This window comes from Verticiella sediminum (assembly GCF_007558815.1).
Classification (GTDB): domain Bacteria; phylum Pseudomonadota; class Gammaproteobacteria; order Burkholderiales; family Burkholderiaceae_B; genus Verticiella; species Verticiella sediminum.
Genome location: NZ_VLTJ01000001.1, coordinates 120645 through 137177 on the forward strand (window position 1 = coordinate 120645; position 16533 = coordinate 137177).

16 protein-coding genes are annotated in these 16533 nt (G+C 69.3%); 2 read left to right on the forward strand and 14 right to left on the reverse strand.

Going from position 1 to position 16533, the window contains the following annotated elements; all coding sequences use genetic code 11:
- Nucleotides 1-1146, reverse strand: coding sequence for a thiolase family protein (locus FOZ76_RS00565; protein ID WP_143946164.1), 1146 nt, complete (start codon nucleotides 1144-1146; stop codon nucleotides 1-3).
- Complete coding sequence (locus FOZ76_RS00570) at nucleotides 1139-1567, reverse strand: Zn-ribbon domain-containing OB-fold protein (protein WP_143946165.1); 429 nt, start codon at nucleotides 1565-1567, stop codon at nucleotides 1139-1141. Before FOZ76_RS00570 ends, FOZ76_RS00565 begins: the two co-directional genes overlap by 8 nt.
- 154 nt (nucleotides 1568-1721) lie before the next feature.
- Here FOZ76_RS00570 and FOZ76_RS00575 point away from each other — a divergent pair, with 154 nt between their 5' ends.
- Nucleotides 1722-2378, forward strand: a complete 657-nt coding sequence (locus tag FOZ76_RS00575; RefSeq protein WP_143946166.1) for a TetR/AcrR family transcriptional regulator — start codon at nucleotides 1722-1724, stop codon at nucleotides 2376-2378.
- A gap of 40 nt (nucleotides 2379-2418) precedes the next feature.
- Here the strand turns inward: FOZ76_RS00575 and FOZ76_RS00580 are convergent, their stop codons facing one another.
- The gene (locus tag FOZ76_RS00580; RefSeq protein ID WP_143946167.1) at nucleotides 2419-4005 is read right to left on the reverse strand and encodes a sulfatase family protein; all 1587 of its coding nucleotides are present in this window, start codon (nucleotides 4003-4005) and stop codon (nucleotides 2419-2421) included.
- The gene (locus FOZ76_RS00585) at nucleotides 4002-4970 is read right to left on the reverse strand and encodes a Bug family tripartite tricarboxylate transporter substrate binding protein (protein ID WP_246129230.1); all 969 of its coding nucleotides are present in this window, start codon (nucleotides 4968-4970) and stop codon (nucleotides 4002-4004) included. The genes FOZ76_RS00580 and FOZ76_RS00585 overlap by 4 nt, the downstream gene beginning before the upstream one ends.
- A 129-nt stretch (nucleotides 4971-5099) precedes the next feature.
- Between FOZ76_RS00585 and FOZ76_RS00590 the strand changes: the two genes are divergently transcribed.
- Entirely contained in the window at nucleotides 5100-6056 is a 957-nt protein-coding gene (locus FOZ76_RS00590) for a LysR family transcriptional regulator (protein WP_170235238.1), read from the forward strand.
- A gap of 126 nt (nucleotides 6057-6182) precedes the next feature.
- Here FOZ76_RS00590 and FOZ76_RS00595 read toward each other — a convergent pair whose 3' ends face one another.
- The 10 genes from FOZ76_RS00595 to FOZ76_RS00640 form a co-directional block, all read right to left on the reverse strand.
- Nucleotides 6183-6668, reverse strand: a complete 486-nt coding sequence (locus FOZ76_RS00595; RefSeq protein WP_143946169.1) for a MarR family winged helix-turn-helix transcriptional regulator — start codon at nucleotides 6666-6668, stop codon at nucleotides 6183-6185.
- 9 nt (nucleotides 6669-6677) lie between these two features.
- On the reverse strand, nucleotides 6678-7649 hold the full coding sequence (locus FOZ76_RS00600; protein ID WP_246129231.1) for a Bug family tripartite tricarboxylate transporter substrate binding protein: 972 nt from the start codon (nucleotides 7647-7649) through the stop codon (nucleotides 6678-6680).
- 58 nt (nucleotides 7650-7707) lie between these two features.
- A complete protein-coding gene (locus FOZ76_RS00605) occupies nucleotides 7708-7896 on the reverse strand; it encodes a hypothetical protein (protein ID WP_143946171.1) in 189 nt (62 codons plus the stop codon).
- Between the two features lie 116 nt (nucleotides 7897-8012).
- Complete coding sequence (locus FOZ76_RS00610) at nucleotides 8013-9650, reverse strand: FAD-dependent oxidoreductase (RefSeq protein WP_143946172.1); 1638 nt, start codon at nucleotides 9648-9650, stop codon at nucleotides 8013-8015.
- An 88-nt stretch (nucleotides 9651-9738) separates the two neighbouring features.
- A complete protein-coding gene (locus FOZ76_RS00615) occupies nucleotides 9739-10749 on the reverse strand; it encodes a 2-dehydropantoate 2-reductase (RefSeq protein WP_143946173.1) in 1011 nt (336 codons plus the stop codon).
- Nucleotides 10750-10863: 114 nt separating this feature from the next.
- Complete coding sequence (locus FOZ76_RS00620) at nucleotides 10864-11520, reverse strand: hypothetical protein (protein ID WP_143946174.1); 657 nt, start codon at nucleotides 11518-11520, stop codon at nucleotides 10864-10866.
- A gap of 130 nt (nucleotides 11521-11650) precedes the next feature.
- Entirely contained in the window at nucleotides 11651-11971 is a 321-nt protein-coding gene (locus FOZ76_RS00625; protein ID WP_143946175.1) for a DUF3325 family protein, read from the reverse strand.
- Nucleotides 11964-13739: a PepSY-associated TM helix domain-containing protein gene (locus tag FOZ76_RS00630; protein WP_143946176.1), complete on the reverse strand. Its 1776-nt coding sequence runs from the start codon at nucleotides 13737-13739 to the stop codon at nucleotides 11964-11966. The genes FOZ76_RS00625 and FOZ76_RS00630 overlap by 8 nt, the downstream gene beginning before the upstream one ends.
- On the reverse strand, nucleotides 13736-14089 hold the full coding sequence (locus FOZ76_RS00635) for a hypothetical protein (protein ID WP_143946177.1): 354 nt from the start codon (nucleotides 14087-14089) through the stop codon (nucleotides 13736-13738). Before FOZ76_RS00635 ends, FOZ76_RS00630 begins: the two co-directional genes overlap by 4 nt.
- A gap of 11 nt (nucleotides 14090-14100) precedes the next feature.
- The gene (locus tag FOZ76_RS00640; protein ID WP_143946178.1) at nucleotides 14101-16458 is read right to left on the reverse strand and encodes a TonB-dependent receptor domain-containing protein; all 2358 of its coding nucleotides are present in this window, start codon (nucleotides 16456-16458) and stop codon (nucleotides 14101-14103) included.
- Nucleotides 16459-16533: the final 75 nt, after the last annotated feature.

Here is a 16533-nt window from a genome sequence, read left to right on the forward strand (position 1 = left end):
TCAGGCCTGGAGCACGTGGGCGTAGCACACCGCGCCCACGCCCACCATGTGGGCCAGCCCGGTACGCGCGCCCGCATGCTGGCGATCGCCCGCTTCGCCGCGCAACTGCAGCACGATCTCGCCGATCTGCCCGATCCCGGTGGGGCCGATGGGATGCCCCATGGCGATCAGCCCGCCGGAAGGGTTGACCGCCACCCTGCCGCCGATGTCGAACGCGCCTTCGCGCAGCAGATGCGCCGCCTGCCCCTCGGGGCAGATGCCCATGCCTTCCACATAGTGCAGCTCCTCGACGGTGAAGGCGTCGTGCAGCTCGACGATGTCCAGCGCGCCCGGCGCCACGCCGGCCTCCTCCAGCGCCATCGCGCAGGTCTCGCGCGTCAGCTCGGCGTCGAAGCCGCGCCCCGCCGGATAGACCCGCTCGCTGCGCGCCGCCGAGGACAGCACCCGGACGGCGCGGCCGGGATCGATGCCCAGGCACCGGATGCCCTCCTCGGAGGCCACGATGACCGCGGCCGCGCCCTCGCCCACCGGGCAGCACTGCAGCGGCGTGAGTTCGCCCGACACGCGGCGCCCGCCCAGCACCTCGTCCAGGGTGCGGGTGCGCTGGCGCTGGGCGTTGGGATTGCGTGCGCCGTTGTGGTGATTCTTCACCGCCACCCTGGCGATGTCCTCGATGCCCACGCCGTGCCTTTGCATGTAGGCGTCGGTGAGCAGGGCAAAGTGGGTGAAGGGGACGATGGCGCGGCCGGCCAGCGAGGCGATGCCCGCCTGGCTCTCGCCGCGCACCACCTTGGCGGGCTTGTCCACGCCCACGGCCAGCGCAACGTCGGACAGGCCGGCGCCCACTTCCATGCAGGCATGGCGAAACGCCGTGGAGCCGGAGGCCGATGCATTTTCGATGTGCAGCAGGGAGCCGCCGCTCGCGCCCAGATGGCGCAGCATCGGACGGCCGCAGGCCATGCCGAGCAGGGCCGTGGCCACGTAGCTGCTCTCCACCTCCGGCCAGGCCACGCCGGCATCGGCCAGCGCCTCGCGGATGGACGCCAGGCCGAGTGCGACGTACGGCGTGTCGCTGGCGTCCTGGTAGCGGTGCCAGCCGATCCCGACCACATAGACCGGGCGCAGATCTCCGAGCTTCTTAGCCATGGCGCACCTCGCCCACGGGCACGAAGCGCAGGTCCAGGCTCGTCTGCCCGGCGTCCATATCCTCGCCGAGGCAGGCCTGCATGGGCGTGCCGGCGGGCAGCCGTACGTCGCCGCCGTCTCCCGCCAGCAGCGCGCGCACCACCGGCCCGTCGTCGAGGGCGACCTCGACCACGGTGAACGGCGCCTTGGGATAGTCCGCCGCATGCAGGTGTACCCGCGCCGACGCGAGCAGCCTGCCGGCGCCGTCGAGCCGGCCGATCGTGAGCGCGTCGCCATCGCGCCCGCAGCGCTCGCAGCCATAGGCCTGGGGCGGAAACGCGACATGGCCGCAGGTGCAACGCACGGCCAGCAGTACCGCGCGCGCACCGGGGGCCGACTCGGCCTGCGCCGCATACAGCGTGGGATGCTTGAGAGTGCTCAAGATGTCTTCTCCGGAAGCGTTCTTCAACTTACTTGTTATTTAGTAAGTATATTAGCGGCCTCGGCGGCAAAGCGATAGAGGGGTCCGACAAAAAAACTGAGTTGCGACACAGCATGATGCACAATGCTGGCTCGCCGTACGAAAGCCAGATCACATGACCACAGCATCACCGATCCGACGCCGCCGCACCCAGCAGGAACGCCGCGAGGAAGCCGAGGAGCGCTTGCTCAAGGCGGCCATGGAACTCGTCACGCTCAAAGGCGTCGCCGGCCTGACGCTGGGCGAAGTCGGCGAGCGGGCAGGCTACAGCCGCGGCCTGCCCGCGCACCACTTCGGCAACAAGGAAGGCCTGCTGCGCGCCCTGGCCACCTACCTGCGCAACCGTTTTTCCGAAGCGAATGCGAACCGCACGCCCAAGCCCAGGGCCGGCCTGGACGCCATCCTGAAGACCATCGACCTGTATCTGCTGAACGCCTCGTCGGCCGACCGCAACTCGCCGGGCCGGGCTTTTCACGCCATCCTCACCGAAGCGACGGTGACGCGCGGCGTACTGCTCGCCGACGTGCAGGCCCTGAACCGCACGACCACGGGCTTTCTGGAGATGCAGTTGCGCGCGGGCATCCAGAGCGGAGAAATCCGCCCGGAGATCGACCCCGTCGCGCAAGCCACCGTGATCGCGGGCATGCTGCGCGGCATCGTGTCGATACTCTTCGCGGAGGACGCGGCCGTCGACCCCGACCGGGTGCGCCAGCAGGCCATCGAGATGGTGCGCCAGGCGCTCGCCAATCCGGATCAGCCGGGACGTATCTGAAGGGCCTGCGGCCGGCACGCCGGCCGGGCATGCCGGCCGCTCAGGCCAGCGCGTCGGGATACGGGCTGGTATCCACGTGTTCGAGCATGCTCCGGCAGAGCCGCTCCATCATGCGGGCGCGCACGGTCCGTGCGCCCGCATCGTCCCACCGGTTGCACGCTTCGATCGGGTCGCTGGCGAGGTCGTAGAGTTCGCCCCAGGGCGCGCCGTCGTAGACCGTCATGCGCCAGCCCTCGCTCAGCAGCGTGCGGCAGCGGATGCGGCTCTGAAAGCCCAGGATCACCCGCTGGCCCTCCTCTTCGATCATGAGCGCTTCCCGCGCCTCGGGCACGCGGCCCGGGTGCATCCATGACGACAGGTCCACGCCCTGCATGCCGTTGTAGCGAGGCACGCCGGCGCGATCGAGGATACTGGTGGCGAGGTCGATCGTGCTGAGCAGGGCATCCTCGACCACGCCACCGCCGGCGCAGCGCGGCTCGCTCCAGATCAGCGGCACGCGCGTGAGGCCGCGATAGTGGATGGGACCCTTCAACAGCAACTGGTGCTCGCCCAGGTAGTCGCCGTGATCGCTCGTGAAGATCACCACGGTGTCGTCCTCCAGCCCGAGCGCGCGCAGCTCGGCCAGCACGCGGCCGATCTGCTCGTCGATGTGGCTGATGGCGCCGTAGTTGAGGGCGATCGCTTCGCGCGCCTCGCGTTCCGTGCACGCGAACAGCGCCGGCGTATGGCGCACCGCGGTGCCGCGGTCCCGCTGCTCGTGCAGCCAGCGCACGTGCGGCGGCGGTTCGCCCGGCGCGTGGAACGACGGCGGCAGCGGCATGTCCTCGGGGCGGTACATGTCCCAGAAGCGCCCCGGCGGCGTGAACGGGTGATGCGGGTCCGGAAACGAGCATTGCAGGAAGAAGGGCTCGCCGCGCCCGGCGCTGCTGCGCAGTTGTTCGATCGTGCGTTCGGCGATGTAGGTCGTGGGATAGAGCTCCTCGGGCAGGCGCGTGCGCCACGCCTGGTGGATGCGGGTGAGTTCGTACTCGGGCGCGGGCAGTGCGTGCTCCGGTCCGATGAGGGTTTCCGCGCCGGGGTGGCACCGCCGCAGCCAGCGCCGGTAGTCGCCGTGCACGAGGTCGCTGTGGTCATCGACCAGATCCACCTGCTCGAAGCCGTAGAACGGATAGTCCAGGCCGTGGGCGTCGTCGGTCAGCCACTTGTTGCGATTCTCCTGGTCGTAGCGGCCCGGCGGCGCGCTCCTCGCCTCGGCAGGCAGCCGGCAAGCCGGATCGACCGGCCACGACGGCGGGATATCGGTCATGTTCTGCAGATGGGCCTTGCCCACCAGCGTCGTGCGGTAGCCTGCGCGGCGCAGCGTGTCCACGAAAGTATTGCTGGTCAGCGACAGCGGGATGCCGTTGTGCCGGGCGCCGTGCGCGGACGGGTAGCGGCCGGTCATCAGGCTGGCCCGGTTCGGCATGCAGATCGGCGTGGCCACGTGGGCATTGCCGAAGCGCCACCCTCGGGCCGCAAGCGCATCCAGGTTCGGGGTGGCGACCACACCGTTGCCATAGGCGCCGATATGGTCGGCACGCTGCTGGTCGGTGACGAACAGCAGGAAATTGGTGCGCTTGCCCGTCATTCCCGGGCTCCGGACATCTCGACGGCGCTTTTCCAGACGGCCATGTCGCGCTCGATCACGCCGCCGAATTCCGAGGGCGACGTGGGCTTGGCGACCATGCCCTGGATTGCCAGCTCGGACTGGAACGCGGCGTCGGCAAGGACGCGGTTCAGGTCCGCGTTCAGTTGCTCGACGACGGCGGGCGGCGTGCCGGCGGGCGCGAACAGCCCGATCCACGAGTTCACGCTCGCGCCCTTGGCCACGTCGTCGAAGCGCTGCGCCTCGGGCAATGCGTCGAAGCGCTCGGCGTTCGCCTGGCCGAGCACCTTGACCTGTCCGCTTTCGATGAACGGACGGGCCGGCGCGATTCCACCGATCATCAACGGGACGTGGCCCGCCACCAGGTCGGTCATCGCCGGGCCGGCGCCCTTGTAGGGCGCATGCACGACGTCCAGCCCCGCGCCGTGGGCGAGCAGCGCCATAGCGAGATGATGCACCGTGCCCTGGCCGGGCGAGGCGTAGACGAACTTGCCGGGGTGCTCCTTCATGGCCTGCACCGCGCCGGTCAGGTCCTCGGCCGGGAAGGCCTTGCCGGCAAGCAGCACGACGATGTTCTCGGCGACCATGCCCACGGGCACGAAATCCTTGATCGGGTCGTACGGCAGCTTGCCGTAGATATACGAGTTGATGCCATGCGTGTTGCTGGTGCCCATCAGCAGCGTATAGCCGTCGGCCGGTGCGCGAGCGACCTGCGCGGCCGCGATGTTGCCGCCTGCCCCCGGCTTGTTCTCCACCACGATCGCGTACTTGCCATCCTCGGACAGGCGCTGGGACACCAGGCGCGCGAGCAGGTCCACCGCGCCGCCCGGCGAGAACGGAACGACGAGCTGGATGGGACGGCCGGGATACGACTGGGCGAACGACGGATGCATGACCGTCAGGGCACAGCCTGCGGCGAGCATGGCCAGGATCTTGCGGAATTTCATGGAGTCTCCTTCCTTTCTCAGCGGCTCGAGGGCCGGATTGGCGTGTGCAGTATGTCGCCTCCCCGCACCCCGGACGATGAAATAAACTCAAGGCCCCATGACGAAACCCGCATCACGCCCGACGCGCCCATGCCTCTTCCTCCCACCGTTGCACAGGGCTTTCGCACGCACCTGAAACCACGGCAGGCCGAGCTGCTGGTTGCGCTGGCGGAGGAGCAGCACCTGGGGCGGGCCGCCGACCGGGCGCACATGACCCAGCCGGCGGCCTCGCGGGCCCTGGCGCAGATCGAGCACATGGTGGGGCTCGCGCTCTTCGTGCGCTCGGCCCAGGGCATGCGCGCCACGCCGGCGGGCGAGGTCATGACGGCCTACGCCCGCCACCTGCTGGGCATCGGCGAGCGCACCGCGGCCGAGCTGGCCGCGCTGCATGCGCAGGCGACGCACACGCTGAGGGTCGGCGTCCTGCCTTCGACGGCGTCGACGCTGGCGCCGCGCCTGCTGCAGGCCCTGCTGCGGACCGATCCCGCCTTGCAGGTCGTACTGACCGAGGACGGCCTGCACGAACTCATCGACGCGCTGCGCCGAGGCTCGCTCGACCTGGTGCTGGGCCGCATGGCGCCGCGTCCGCCGGAGGACGAGCTGCTGGAGTATCCGGTACGCGCCGATCCCATCGTAGTGGTCTGCCGGCCGGGCCATGCCCTCGCCCGCCTGGCCCGCGCCCACCCGGCGCAGTTGGCCGCCTGCGGATGGATACTGCCGCCGCCGGACACCGTCCTGCGCGAACGCCTGGAAGAGCTGTTCCGGCAAGCCGACGTCGCGCTGCCGCCCGGCAGGGTGCATTCCAACTCGACGCTCGCCAACCTGGAGCTGGTGCGCCAGACCGACCTGCTGGCGGTGCTGCCGCAAGGGCTGGCCGAGCAGTACGCGGCCCGGCGCGAGCTGCACATCGTGCCGCTGGACGTCGCTTTCACGTTCGGCGAGGTCGGCGCCGTCGTGCGCCGCAACCGCATCGCCTCGGCGGCGCTGGATGCCGCGCTGGCGTGGCTGCGGCAGCAGCGCTCGGCGGGCGGTGTTCACGACGCGTGAGGCGCGCCGACCGCCTCAGCCTGCGCGCGGCGGCGCTGCCCAGGGCACAGCGGAGCCGGCTTTGCCGATCCGCCGGCGCGCCCCCCTCGAGGGGGGTGCGCGTCAGCGCGTAGGGGTGGGCTTCATTCAAGCCCCGGCGTTCTGCCGCAGCCCGGCGATGACGCGCTCGAGCATCTCGCCGAGCCGCGCCTGCTCCTCGCCCGACAGGCAGCCGAAAATCTCCCGGTTGCGGCGGGCGATCATGGTGAGCACCTGCTCGTAGGTCTGCTGGCCTGACGCCGTGAGCGTGAGCACCACGCCGCGCCCGTCCTGCTCGCTGACGGCCTTGCGCACCAGCCCGCGCTCGACCAGGGCCTGCGCCGAACGGCTGGCGTGGCCCTTGTCGAGGTTGGACGCGCGCGCCAGATCGTTCACCGAGACCGGTTCGAAACGGCCGATCGCGGCCAGGCAGCGCCCTTCCCCCAGCGACAGGCCGAACTCCTGCGTGTAGGCGCGATTGGTGTCGCGATCGCCCAGCTTGTTGATGGTATGCAGGCGGTACGTGAGCGCGGATTCGAGCTTCAAGGTCTCGGACGCCTGGGCGTCCTGATCCGACGTGCGGCGATTGGACATGGGCTAGGGCTACTCCACCTTGATGCCGCCGGCACGGATCACCTCGCCCCAGCGCTGGCGCTCGGCCTCGGCGTAGTCGGCCATCTCCTGCGGTGTGCTCGGCGTCGCGTCCAGCCCCATGGACTTGAACTTGGCGAGCACGTCGGCGTCCTCGAGCGCCGCGCGCAGCGCCTTGCCCAGCGTGTCGACGGCGGCGGCGGGCGTTCCCTTGGGTGCGACCATCCCTTGCCAGGCATAGGCTTCGAACGCGGGCAGGCCCATCTCGATCAGGGTCGGGGTCTCGGGCAGGCTGTCCAGCCGCTCGGCGCTCGCCACGGCAAGGGCGCGCAGGCGGCCCGCGGCGATGTACTGCTGGCCGGTGGCCGAGTCGACGAACATGAAGGGCACCTGGCCGCCCATCACATCCTGCACGGCCGGCGCGGCGCCCTTGTAGGGCACGTGGACGAGCGGCAGGCCGGTGCGCTGCTTGAAAAGCTCCGTGGCCAGGTGGTGCGGGCTGCCGGTGCCGGGCGTGCCGTAGGGTACGCCGTCCTTCTGGTCCTTGGCCCAGGCCAGGAATTCTTCGTAGGTGTTGGCCGGTACGCTCGGGTTGACCACCAGGATCATGGCGAAGCGCGCCATCAGGCCGACCGAGGCGAAATCCTCGGCCGGATCGTAGGCCAGGGTGCTGTAGAGAAACGGGTTGGCCGCGAGCGTGGCCGTGTCGCCCGTGCCGATCACGTAGCCGTCGGCCGCGGCGCGCGCGACGTAGGACGCGCCGATGGCCGTGGCCGCGCCCGGCTTGTTCGCGATCACGATGGGCTGGCCGAGCGACTTGGCCATCTTCTCGGACAGGGTGCGCGCCACGATGTCGGTGCCGCCGCCGGCGGGATACGGCACCACCCATTCGATCGCGCGGCTGGGATAGTCGGCGGCTTGCGCAACGGGCGCGACGGCGGCCAGGCCGAAGCCCAGCACGCTCAGGATTGCGGAAAATTTCACGGTTCGTCCCTCCACGGGGTTGATGATTCTTCTTGATCAGGACGCCGACGGCCCCGTGTCAGGCTGCCTCCTCCAGCAGCCTTGCTTCGGCCTGCGCGATACGCGCGAGCACGTCCTCGGCATCCGGTGCGTGCGCCATCAGCGACAAGGCCACCATGGCGAGCAGAAGCTGGGCGCGTTCCGGGCCCACGCGGCTGATCGCTTCGGACAGCGCAGTATAGGATTTATCCAGGTCGGTTTCGGTCATGCGGGTCTCCTCGACGGGCGCCGGCGGTCGTCTCGTTCCCACCGCGAGGCGGGAGCCTGCTCGCCGCCCAAGGGTGGCGAGCAGGGCGCCGGGAATGAATCTACCTGGCCCGTGGGTCAGGCGGCTTGGGGATGAAAGCCGGCGAGCGCGGCGACCGCCTCGTCGGCCTGCGCGGCGGGCCAGCGCCCGAGTACGTAGCCGTCGGGCCGCACCAGGAACACGGCCGGGCCGGCCCGGCCGTAGCGCCCCTCGTTGCCGGGCGCGATGCGCCAGGCCCGCGGATCGTCGCCGCCGGGGCCCTGCGCGGCGACCAGACGCGGCGCGGGCACCTGCGTGCCGTCGGCGACCGTGGCGCACGCCGCGGCGAGCATCGCCTGGGTCGCCATGGGGCAATCGACGGCAAGCAGCACGAAGCCGCGTCCGAAGGCCTGCGACAAATGGGATGTGCGTCCATCGCGCCCGAGCTGCAGCTCGGGCGCGGGCATGCCGGGCGCGCACGCGGCGCCCGCCTCGGGCAGCGCATCGGCGCCGTTCAGTGCCGACCCGTCATAGGAAATCGGCGACGACTGGCGCGGGTTGATGAGCGGGCGCACCGCCTCGTCGTCCAGCGCCAGACGCAGCGCGGCCTCGCGCATCAGCGCGAAGCCGTGGCTCGGCGGCGCCATGAACTCGGTACTCTTGGCGCCGTAGGCGATGTTCTGGCGCGTGGCGTGCACGCGCTCCTCGCTGAAGGTGTCGAGCAGGCTGTCGGGCGCGGCGCCGCGCATCACCCAGGCCAGCTTCCAGGCGAGGTTGCCGGCATCGTCCAGCCCCGAGTTCAGGCCGCGCACGCCGAAGATGGGCACCAGGTGGCCGGCGTCGCCCGCGAACAGCACGCGGCCGTGCCGATAGCGCTCCAGGGTCAGGCACTTGGCGTTGTAGATCGAGATCCACAGCGGCTTCCACGGCGCCGTCTCGCCGATCATGTCCAGGTGACTTTGCACGCGCGGCAGCACGTTCTCGGGCTTGACCGCCTCGTCGGCGTCCTCGTCCTCGCCGATCTGGTAGTCGATGCGCCAGACATTGTCGGGCTGGCGATGCATCAGGATGGTGGAGCCGGGGTTCGACGGCGGGTCGAACCAGGCGAGCCGCTCGGTGGGGCGCCGGGAATCCTGCTCGATGTCCACGATGACGTAGCGGCCCTCGTACTGCATGCCGGTGAAGGCCAGGCCGAGCTGCTCGCGCACGGTGCTGCGCCCGCCGTCGCAGGCCACCAGCCAGTCGGCGCGCACCCGCCGCTCGCCCTGCGGCGTGGCGAGCGTCACGTCCACGCCGGCGGCATCCTGGCGGATCGCACCGACCTTGCAGCCCCAGGCCACCTGGACGCGCTCGTCCTGCCGCTGCGCCGCCTCGTGCGCATACGCTTCGACGTAGTATTGCTGGATGTTGACCATCGGATCGAAGCGCTGGGTGGGGTCGTGCGGCATCTCGAAGCGCAGCACCTCGCGGTCGCGAAAGTAGCTGCGGCCCGCCGTCCAGCCCAGGCCCTTGTCGAGCACCGGCCGGCCGGCGCCGACCCAATCCAGGATCTCGAGCGAGCGGCGCGCCATGCAGATCGCGCGGCTGCCGGTGCAGTAGCCTTCGTCGGCCTCGATCACCAGCACGTCGATGCCATACGAAGCGAGCAGCGCGGCGGTAGTCAGCCCCACGGGGCCGCCGCCGGCCACCAGCACCGGCACGTGGTCCGGCAGAGAAGAGGGCGGGGTGAAGGACATGCGGGTCTCCTCGCGTCGATGCGTGTAATAGTTGCGAGCGCAAATATATCAGCAGATAGTTGCGTACGCAACAAACAGCCGCGGAGATTCAGCCGATGCTGCCGGCCGGGCCGTCTGCGTCCGGATACAAGCCGCGCATGCGCCCCATCAGCCGGGTGAGGCCGAGCAGCGCGTCGATGCTCGGCGTGGGCACGCCGACACGCTGGCCCAGCTCGCGGGTGACGCCGACGATGCCGTCCAGTTCGATCGGGCGGCCGGCTTCCACGTCCTGCAGCATCGAGGCCTTGAACGAGCCGAGCCTGAGCGTGACCTTGTGGCGATCTTCCGGGTTCTGGTCGATGGCGCAGCCGATGCGCGCGCCGATCTCGGCGGCCTCGCGCATGGCGGCCGAGCAGAAATCGCGCACCAGCGGGTCGGTCAGGATGCGGTCGCTGGGCGCCCCGGTGAGCGCGGCGATCGGGTTGATGGTGAGGTTGCCCCACAGCTTGTACCAGATGGCGCGGCGCACGTCGGCACTGCGCTCGACCTCCAGGCCCGCGCGTTCGAGCACCCCGGCCAGGGCATCCACGCGCGGCGACATGCCGCCGGCGGGCTCGCCGATGATGAGCTTGCGCCCCATGCGGTGCTCGACGAGCCCGGGCGCCGACGTGGCGGCCGCGATGTGCACCACGCAGCCCACGACCCGCGCGAGATCGATCGACCGGCCGATGAGCCCGCCCGGATCGACGCTCTCCAGCGGCGCGTCGCCCAGCGCGGGCGCGCCGGCGCCGAACCACCAGGGCACGCCGTTCATCGCCGGCAAGACGATGGTGTCCGGGCCCAGCAGCGGCGCCAGCCGCGGCGAGACCTCCGCCAGCGCCGGCCCTTTGACGGCGATCACCACCACGTCCTGCACGCCGAGCTCGGCCGGATCGGCACTGGCGCGCACCGGCGCACGCCGCTCCTCGCCATCGCCGCCGCGCACGCGCCAGCCGTCGCGTTGCAGCGCTGCGAGCGTCGCGCCGCGCGCCACCGCGCTGACCTCGGCCGCGCCGCTGGCCGCGAGCCAGCCGCCGATCAGCCCGCCGATGGCGCCGGCGCCGTAGATGCATACCTTCATGGTTGTCCCCCGCTTTCTTGTATACGTTGTCCGCGCAACGATTCTAGCGGTTCGCCCCGGCAAGGCGCCAGCAGCGGCGGCCACCGCCCATGGCGACGCGCCGCTGCGTGCGCATCAGCGTGCGAATGCGGCGCCGGTCAGCAATTCCCACTTCACCCACTGCTCGGCGCTCAGATGTTTTCTCGCATCCCGCAGGGCACTGCCGCGAATCTCGCCGGCCAGTCGCGACTTCTCCGCGGCCGTCAGGCTCGTCGACCGCTGTATGCCCGCCAGCCGCTCGCCAGTGTCGGTTCCGAGCAATCGAAGCGCGTCCTGCTGCGAGACGGTCAGGCCGAGCTCGTCGATGACCTCCGGCCGGCCGAAGGCACGAACCCCGAAAGTCTGGATCTCGATCTGCTTCAGGCGCTCATGCTGCGCTGCACTGACGACGTCTTTCAGTCGATCGAACGTTTCCGCGTTGACCGCAACGAATACCCGAGCCACCTGAGGCACTCGCTCCGCCTTGACCTGCGACGCCAAGGCCTTCCCGAAGGCTGCCCGATGATCCTCGACGACGACATCGGAAACGGCCTGCGCCGCACGTACCTGACCGCCGGACAGGCCGAGATGATCGATGACCGCCTGATCATGCAACAGACGGTTGAGATGGCCTCGATTGCCGTCGGGCCCAGGAGCCGCGCAGAGCGCAGGTTGTGCCATCAGCATCGCGCACACGGAAAGGACAGCGACGCCAACCCTGCAGCGGAAAGTGCGCAAACGCTTCGATGTCATGTTCGGTCAGGTCCGGTTGGTTGAAGGAAGTGAAGAAAGATGCAGGCGGGAATGTCCGGGCGACGGCCGGCCGCAGGCGTAGAGAAAGGGATTGCGCGGCAACCGGCCATGCCGGAACGCCAATTGCCGTTCACGAGCGGGTCCACGGCCACAGCAAGCGCAAGGCCGGGGCGCGCCACGCCAGCATCAGGGCGATCGACGTCGCGGCGCCCGCAAGCAGCATCACCCAGACCAGCACCGCCATGGACGGCGCATCGGCCATCAGGCAGGCAAGCAGCGAAAGCGCCAAAGCTGCGGCGCCGATGCAACGCAACAGCCGGGGCACACCGGCGGCGTCATGGGACGGCCTGCCCATCACCTGTACCCAGTGCACGTCCATCGCCAGCGCGAGCCAGGCCATGCCGGCAACGCTCAGCACCGCGGCCAGCGCCAGCCACAGTGCCTCAGACATGGCGCACCTGCGTCGCGGGCCGCGCGGCGTTCGAGCGCTCGTCGCCGTGCTCGCGCCTGACAAGCTTGCGGGCGGCCCAGACGGCCACACCAGCCATGGTCAGCAGGCTCAGGTCCACCGCTGCGACGGGCCAATACGTGTCGGTGAATACGGTCTTGACGAGATGGTCGCCGGTCGTGATCCAGTTCATGCCCACCGCCGCCACGGCGAGCGAGGCGATCGCCCAGCATTGCTCCGCCCAAGCCCTGAGATGAAAGTCCCCTCCTACGCGCTCACGCGCGCCCTCTGGGGGGCGGCTGCAACGCCGTGAAGCACTGAGCACCCTGAACGACGCGTGCAGCAGGCTCAGCAGCCAGACGCCGAAGAAGGCGTAAACCTCGACGTCGCGGCTGGCGATGCCCGCCAGTTGCTCCCGGTTGTCCAGGACACGGTTGGCGAGAAGGAAGGCGCCGGTCGCGCCGAGGATGCCGGCGACCGAGGCAATGTTCAGGATGTTCATCGACGCCACGTTGATGCGCGAACCGCGACTGCTCTTGTTGCGCGCCTGGGTCCAGTGCAGCAGGCCGGTGGCGATCATCGCGCAAGCGCCCAGGCCGCCGAGAAAGTACAGCCAGCGCAACAGCCAGTGGCTGAACTGGATGTAGTGCATCCCGCCGATGAAGCTCCACACGTTGACGGCAGCCGACGGCTGGAACGACTTCAGCGGCTCGCCGGTGGCAAGCGAGAAGCGCCGGTTGTCCAGGCGCTGCGTGACGCTGTCGTCGTTGCTCAGGCGAAGCGCGGCGACCCCGCCGGCATCGCCGGGCTGGTTGATGCGGACCATGTAGACGGTGCCCGGCCCCCATTCGCGCTCGGCAGCGTCGATCATCCGGTCGATCGACGCCACGCCGGCCGCCCGCCCGATCGCCGGCGGCGCGAGCCGCCCCTGGGCCTCGGCCATGAACTGGCGCCGCCCGGTGTTCTGTGAGCGCTCCGGGCGGCCCTGCGCGCGTCGCTCCTCGGCTCGCGGGGCCCCGCGTTCCTCCCGCCCAGGCGCGGCTCGTTCGGCCATCGGTCGGGTCCGCGTATCGGCTGCGGACTGCGCCGCAGCATTCCCATAGACCGCGTCCGGCGCCTGCGGGAAGTAGATCAGGTGCGCGATGACCAGTCCCGACAATGTGATGACAAGGGTGAAAGGCAGCAGCAGGACGCCTGTCAGATTGTGCACGTCCAGGTTCGCCCGTCCGAACCGCCGAAGCAGCCTGAGCGTGAAGAACTCCGCGAATAGCTTGCGATGGATCACGACCCCGGAGATCAACAGGCACAGCATGCCCATGCTCGCGATGCCCACCACCCATGCGCCGACATTGTTCTGACGCAGCGTGAGGTTGTGATGGAACGGGTAGATGAAGCGGCTCGCGCCACGGGTGTTCGAGGCGGCAAGCGGCTCGAGCGTGACCGGATGGAATCGGTCCCGAACGGGGATGTGCGAGGCCTCGGTGTCGTAGCCCAGCGTCAGGTACGGCGTGCGCTCGCTGGGCAGCAAGATGCTCCAGGCCGCAGCCCCGCGCGCGCGCTCGGTCAGCAAAGGCACGATGTCGCGGTCCACCGACAGGGGCGGGGCCGCAGCGTCCACACCGATCCGGGTGACCGGCATCATCCAGCGATCGATCTCCTCGTCGAACACGGACAGCGTGCCGGTCCAGAAGATCGCAAACAGCAAGGCGCTCAGGACCAGTCCGGCCCACGTGTGCAGAACGCCCATGCGGGCCCGGAATCCGTCTTTCATGCCTTGCCTCCGAGCATCCAGGCCGCGAGCACGGCCAACCCGGCCAGGCTGCCGACGCACAACCAGGTACGAAGGACGCTCCGGCGCGAGAAGGCCCACATGAGCATGGCCCACAGGTACAGAAAACCGGCCATGCTCGCGGTCACCACGGCATCGCCCTGCGTCATGCCCATGCGGTGGAGCAGCACGCCGGTCGCGTCCACCAGGCGGGCGCTGGCCAGATAGGCCAGCAGGCAGACGGCAACGACATGCGCGCTCAGGCCTGCTCGTGCCATCGAGGCCGTCGCGCGCACTTGCCTGTCCGGGCGCACGGACGGATTCGAGCGCGCCGTGGCTTTTCGTTCGATCATGGCGATGCTGCTCAGAATCGCGCGTTGAGGCCGGCGTAGTAGCTGCGCCCGCGCTCCGAATACCGGTAGGCCCCGGTGTCGTCGTTCACGTCGAAGCGCTTCGCATCGGTGATGTTGTCCACCACGAAGTTCAAGGTGAGGTAGCGGCTCAAGGCGTAGCTCACGCCCGCGTCGAGCGTGATCAGGTCCTTGTCGCTTTTGTCGACCGTGTTGTCCTCGAAGCTGACGCGGGTGATCTGCCCTTCGTAATTGGCCCGCACAAAGCCCGAAAGCGCGTCGGTGGGGCGGTAGTCGAGCGTCACGGAGCCATTGTGCTTCGGGATGCCGACGAGCGAATTGCCGTCGAGCCGCGCCAGCGTGTCGCCGAAGGAACGCGGGCCGGCCGGGGTGTCGATCGTCACGTTGCCGGCGTCGATGCGCGAATCGGTGTAGGTGTAGTTGGCCTTCAGGCTCAGCGTCTTGCCGATCGCCCACCGGCCATCCAGTTCGATGCCGCGTATCGTCGCGCCCCGCGCGTTCAGCCAGGTGGCCCAGCCGGGGCAATCCCGGGTGCCGACCGCGCCCGAATCGCAGTACGCCGGGAGCCGTCCACCGCCGCCGTTGTCGAAATAGTAGGACGAGGTGCTGATGATCTTGTTGCTGAAGTCGTTGAAGAACAGCGTCGCGCCGCCGCTCAGCGGCCCGTCGCCGCCATAGAGCGCGCCGATTTCGAAGTTCGTGCTCTTCTCCGGCTGCAGATCGGGATTGCCGACGATCAGGAACTGGTCGGAGCCGCCGCCTCGCTGCGAACCGGTGGTGCTATCGATCTGCGAGATCTTCGGGCTCTTGTAGCCTGTCGCGACGCCACCCTTGAACGTCCAGCGGCTGTCGTGGTTGAAGACGAGGTAGGCCCTGGGCGATACGTGCTTGCCGAAGAAGTCGTTGTCCGTGAGCCGCGCGCCGAGCGTCAGGAAGAGCTTTTGGCTCACCAGCTCCCATTCGTCCTCGGCGAAATACGCCATCTCCGTGACTCTGCGGGTGCCGTAGCTTCCACTGCGTCCGCCGCCCAGCTCGTTGTTCGTGAGCCGGTCGTTCGTCCACTGGGAACCTACAGTCAGCATGTGCGCGCCGAGCCCGGTCACGAACCGCGCATCGCCCACCTTGTTGGTCGAGCCCGTCGCGTACGTGGCGTTGGCGGGATAGGTGAGCCTTTCGTACTTCTCCTCGTAGTACTTCAGCTCCAGTTGCCCGATATCGAATCGCCCGTTGTACGCGGCGCTCCAGGCATCCCGGGTCCATTTCCGGTCCGAGGCGCTGCGTGCGCTCGAGAGCAGCACGCCGCCCGGGTTGCCGATGTAGTGCTGACTGGACGTCGAATAGTCCAGGGCCAGGTCATGGTCCCGGTTCGGCGTGAACCGCACCCGGCCCCCGACAGTGCGCTTGGTCGATTCCTGATAGCCGCCGAGATACCGGTCTTCGTCCTGGTCGGTCTCGTTTCCCCAGAGGGATATGCCGAGCAGATCCCTGACGATGGGGCCGGAAAGGTAGACATTCTTCTGCCGCTGATTGCCCATCGAACCGCTGTCGGGAACCCGCAGGCCGTAGCCGAGGCTGCCGCTCCAGGTCTCGGGCGTCTTCTTCGTGATGACGTTGATGACGCCGCCCATCGCGTCGCTGCCGTAAAGCGAACTCATCGGCCCGCGGATCACCTCGATGCGCTCGATCGACGAGAGCGGCGGGATGAAGTTGCTGTCCAGGTCCTCGTTGTTCAATTCCCTCGGGTTGCCGGTTTCCGAGCGCACCCGCTTGCCGTCGACCAGCACCAGCGTGTAGCCCTTCTCCATCCCGCGGATCGATATCCCGCTCTGCGTGCCGGAGCCGATCACGCTGACCCCGGGAATCTCCCGCGCGATGTCCTGCAGCGAGCTGAACTGACGTTTCTCGAGCTCCTGGCTCGTGATGACGCTGATGCTCGCGGGCGCGTCCCTGATGTCCTGTTCGTAGCCTGCAGCGCTGACGACCGTGATCGCCGACAACGTTGTGACGTCCGCCGCTTGCCGCAGCACGAACTGCCCCTGCGCGTTGGGCACGGCCACCAGCCCGGTGCCGGCCAGCAGCGCATCCAGGGCGGCCTGGACGCCGAACGTGCCGCGCGCGCCGGGGCTGGTCCTGCCTTGCACCTGTTCCGGCGTGGCGGCGAGCAAGGCGTCCGACTCCCTGGCAAAGCGCGCCAGGGTCTCGTCCAACGGGCCGGGCGGGATGTCGTAGGCCCGTCGATCCTGGTTCCGCTGTGCCTGCTCCGCCATCGGCGTGGGGTTCTGCGCCAGAGCGACGGGCTGCCAGGCGACGAACAGGCCGCCGGCCATGGCGAGCGAAACAACCGCCGCCATTCGCAGGGAGCGCAGCTCTCGCTCGGCGCATACAGCGGGGCCGGGTACTTGCGGCGTTGCCGCCCGGGCGGCAGG

Bases quoted from the DNA above. Each gene is read 5' to 3' on its own strand.
- FOZ76_RS00565 (WP_143946164.1), bottom strand. From the start codon at position 1,146: ATGGCTAAGAAGCTCGGAGATCTGCGCCCGGTCTATGTGGTCGGGATC.
- FOZ76_RS00610 (WP_143946172.1), bottom strand. From the start codon at position 9,650: ATGTCCTTCACCCCGCCCTCTTCTCTGCCGGACCACGTGCCGGTGCTG.
- FOZ76_RS00635 (WP_143946177.1), bottom strand. From the start codon at position 14,089: ATGATCGAACGAAAAGCCACGGCGCGCTCGAATCCGTCCGTGCGCCCG.
- FOZ76_RS00575 (WP_143946166.1), top strand. From the start codon at position 1,722: ATGACCACAGCATCACCGATCCGACGCCGCCGCACCCAGCAGGAACGC.
- FOZ76_RS00615 (WP_143946173.1), bottom strand. From the start codon at position 10,749: ATGAAGGTATGCATCTACGGCGCCGGCGCCATCGGCGGGCTGATCGGC.
- FOZ76_RS00590 (WP_170235238.1), top strand. From the start codon at position 5,100: ATGCCTCTTCCTCCCACCGTTGCACAGGGCTTTCGCACGCACCTGAAA.
- FOZ76_RS00595 (WP_143946169.1), bottom strand. From the start codon at position 6,668: ATGTCCAATCGCCGCACGTCGGATCAGGACGCCCAGGCGTCCGAGACC.
- FOZ76_RS00620 (WP_143946174.1), bottom strand. From the start codon at position 11,520: ATGACATCGAAGCGTTTGCGCACTTTCCGCTGCAGGGTTGGCGTCGCT.
- FOZ76_RS00630 (WP_143946176.1), bottom strand. From the start codon at position 13,739: ATGAAAGACGGATTCCGGGCCCGCATGGGCGTTCTGCACACGTGGGCC.
- FOZ76_RS00605 (WP_143946171.1), bottom strand. From the start codon at position 7,896: ATGACCGAAACCGACCTGGATAAATCCTATACTGCGCTGTCCGAAGCG.
- FOZ76_RS00580 (WP_143946167.1), bottom strand. From the start codon at position 4,005: ATGACGGGCAAGCGCACCAATTTCCTGCTGTTCGTCACCGACCAGCAG.
- FOZ76_RS00640 (WP_143946178.1), bottom strand. From the start codon at position 16,458: ATGGCGGCGGTTGTTTCGCTCGCCATGGCCGGCGGCCTGTTCGTCGCC.
- FOZ76_RS00585 (WP_246129230.1), bottom strand. From the start codon at position 4,970: ATGAAATTCCGCAAGATCCTGGCCATGCTCGCCGCAGGCTGTGCCCTG.
- FOZ76_RS00625 (WP_143946175.1), bottom strand. From the start codon at position 11,971: ATGTCTGAGGCACTGTGGCTGGCGCTGGCCGCGGTGCTGAGCGTTGCC.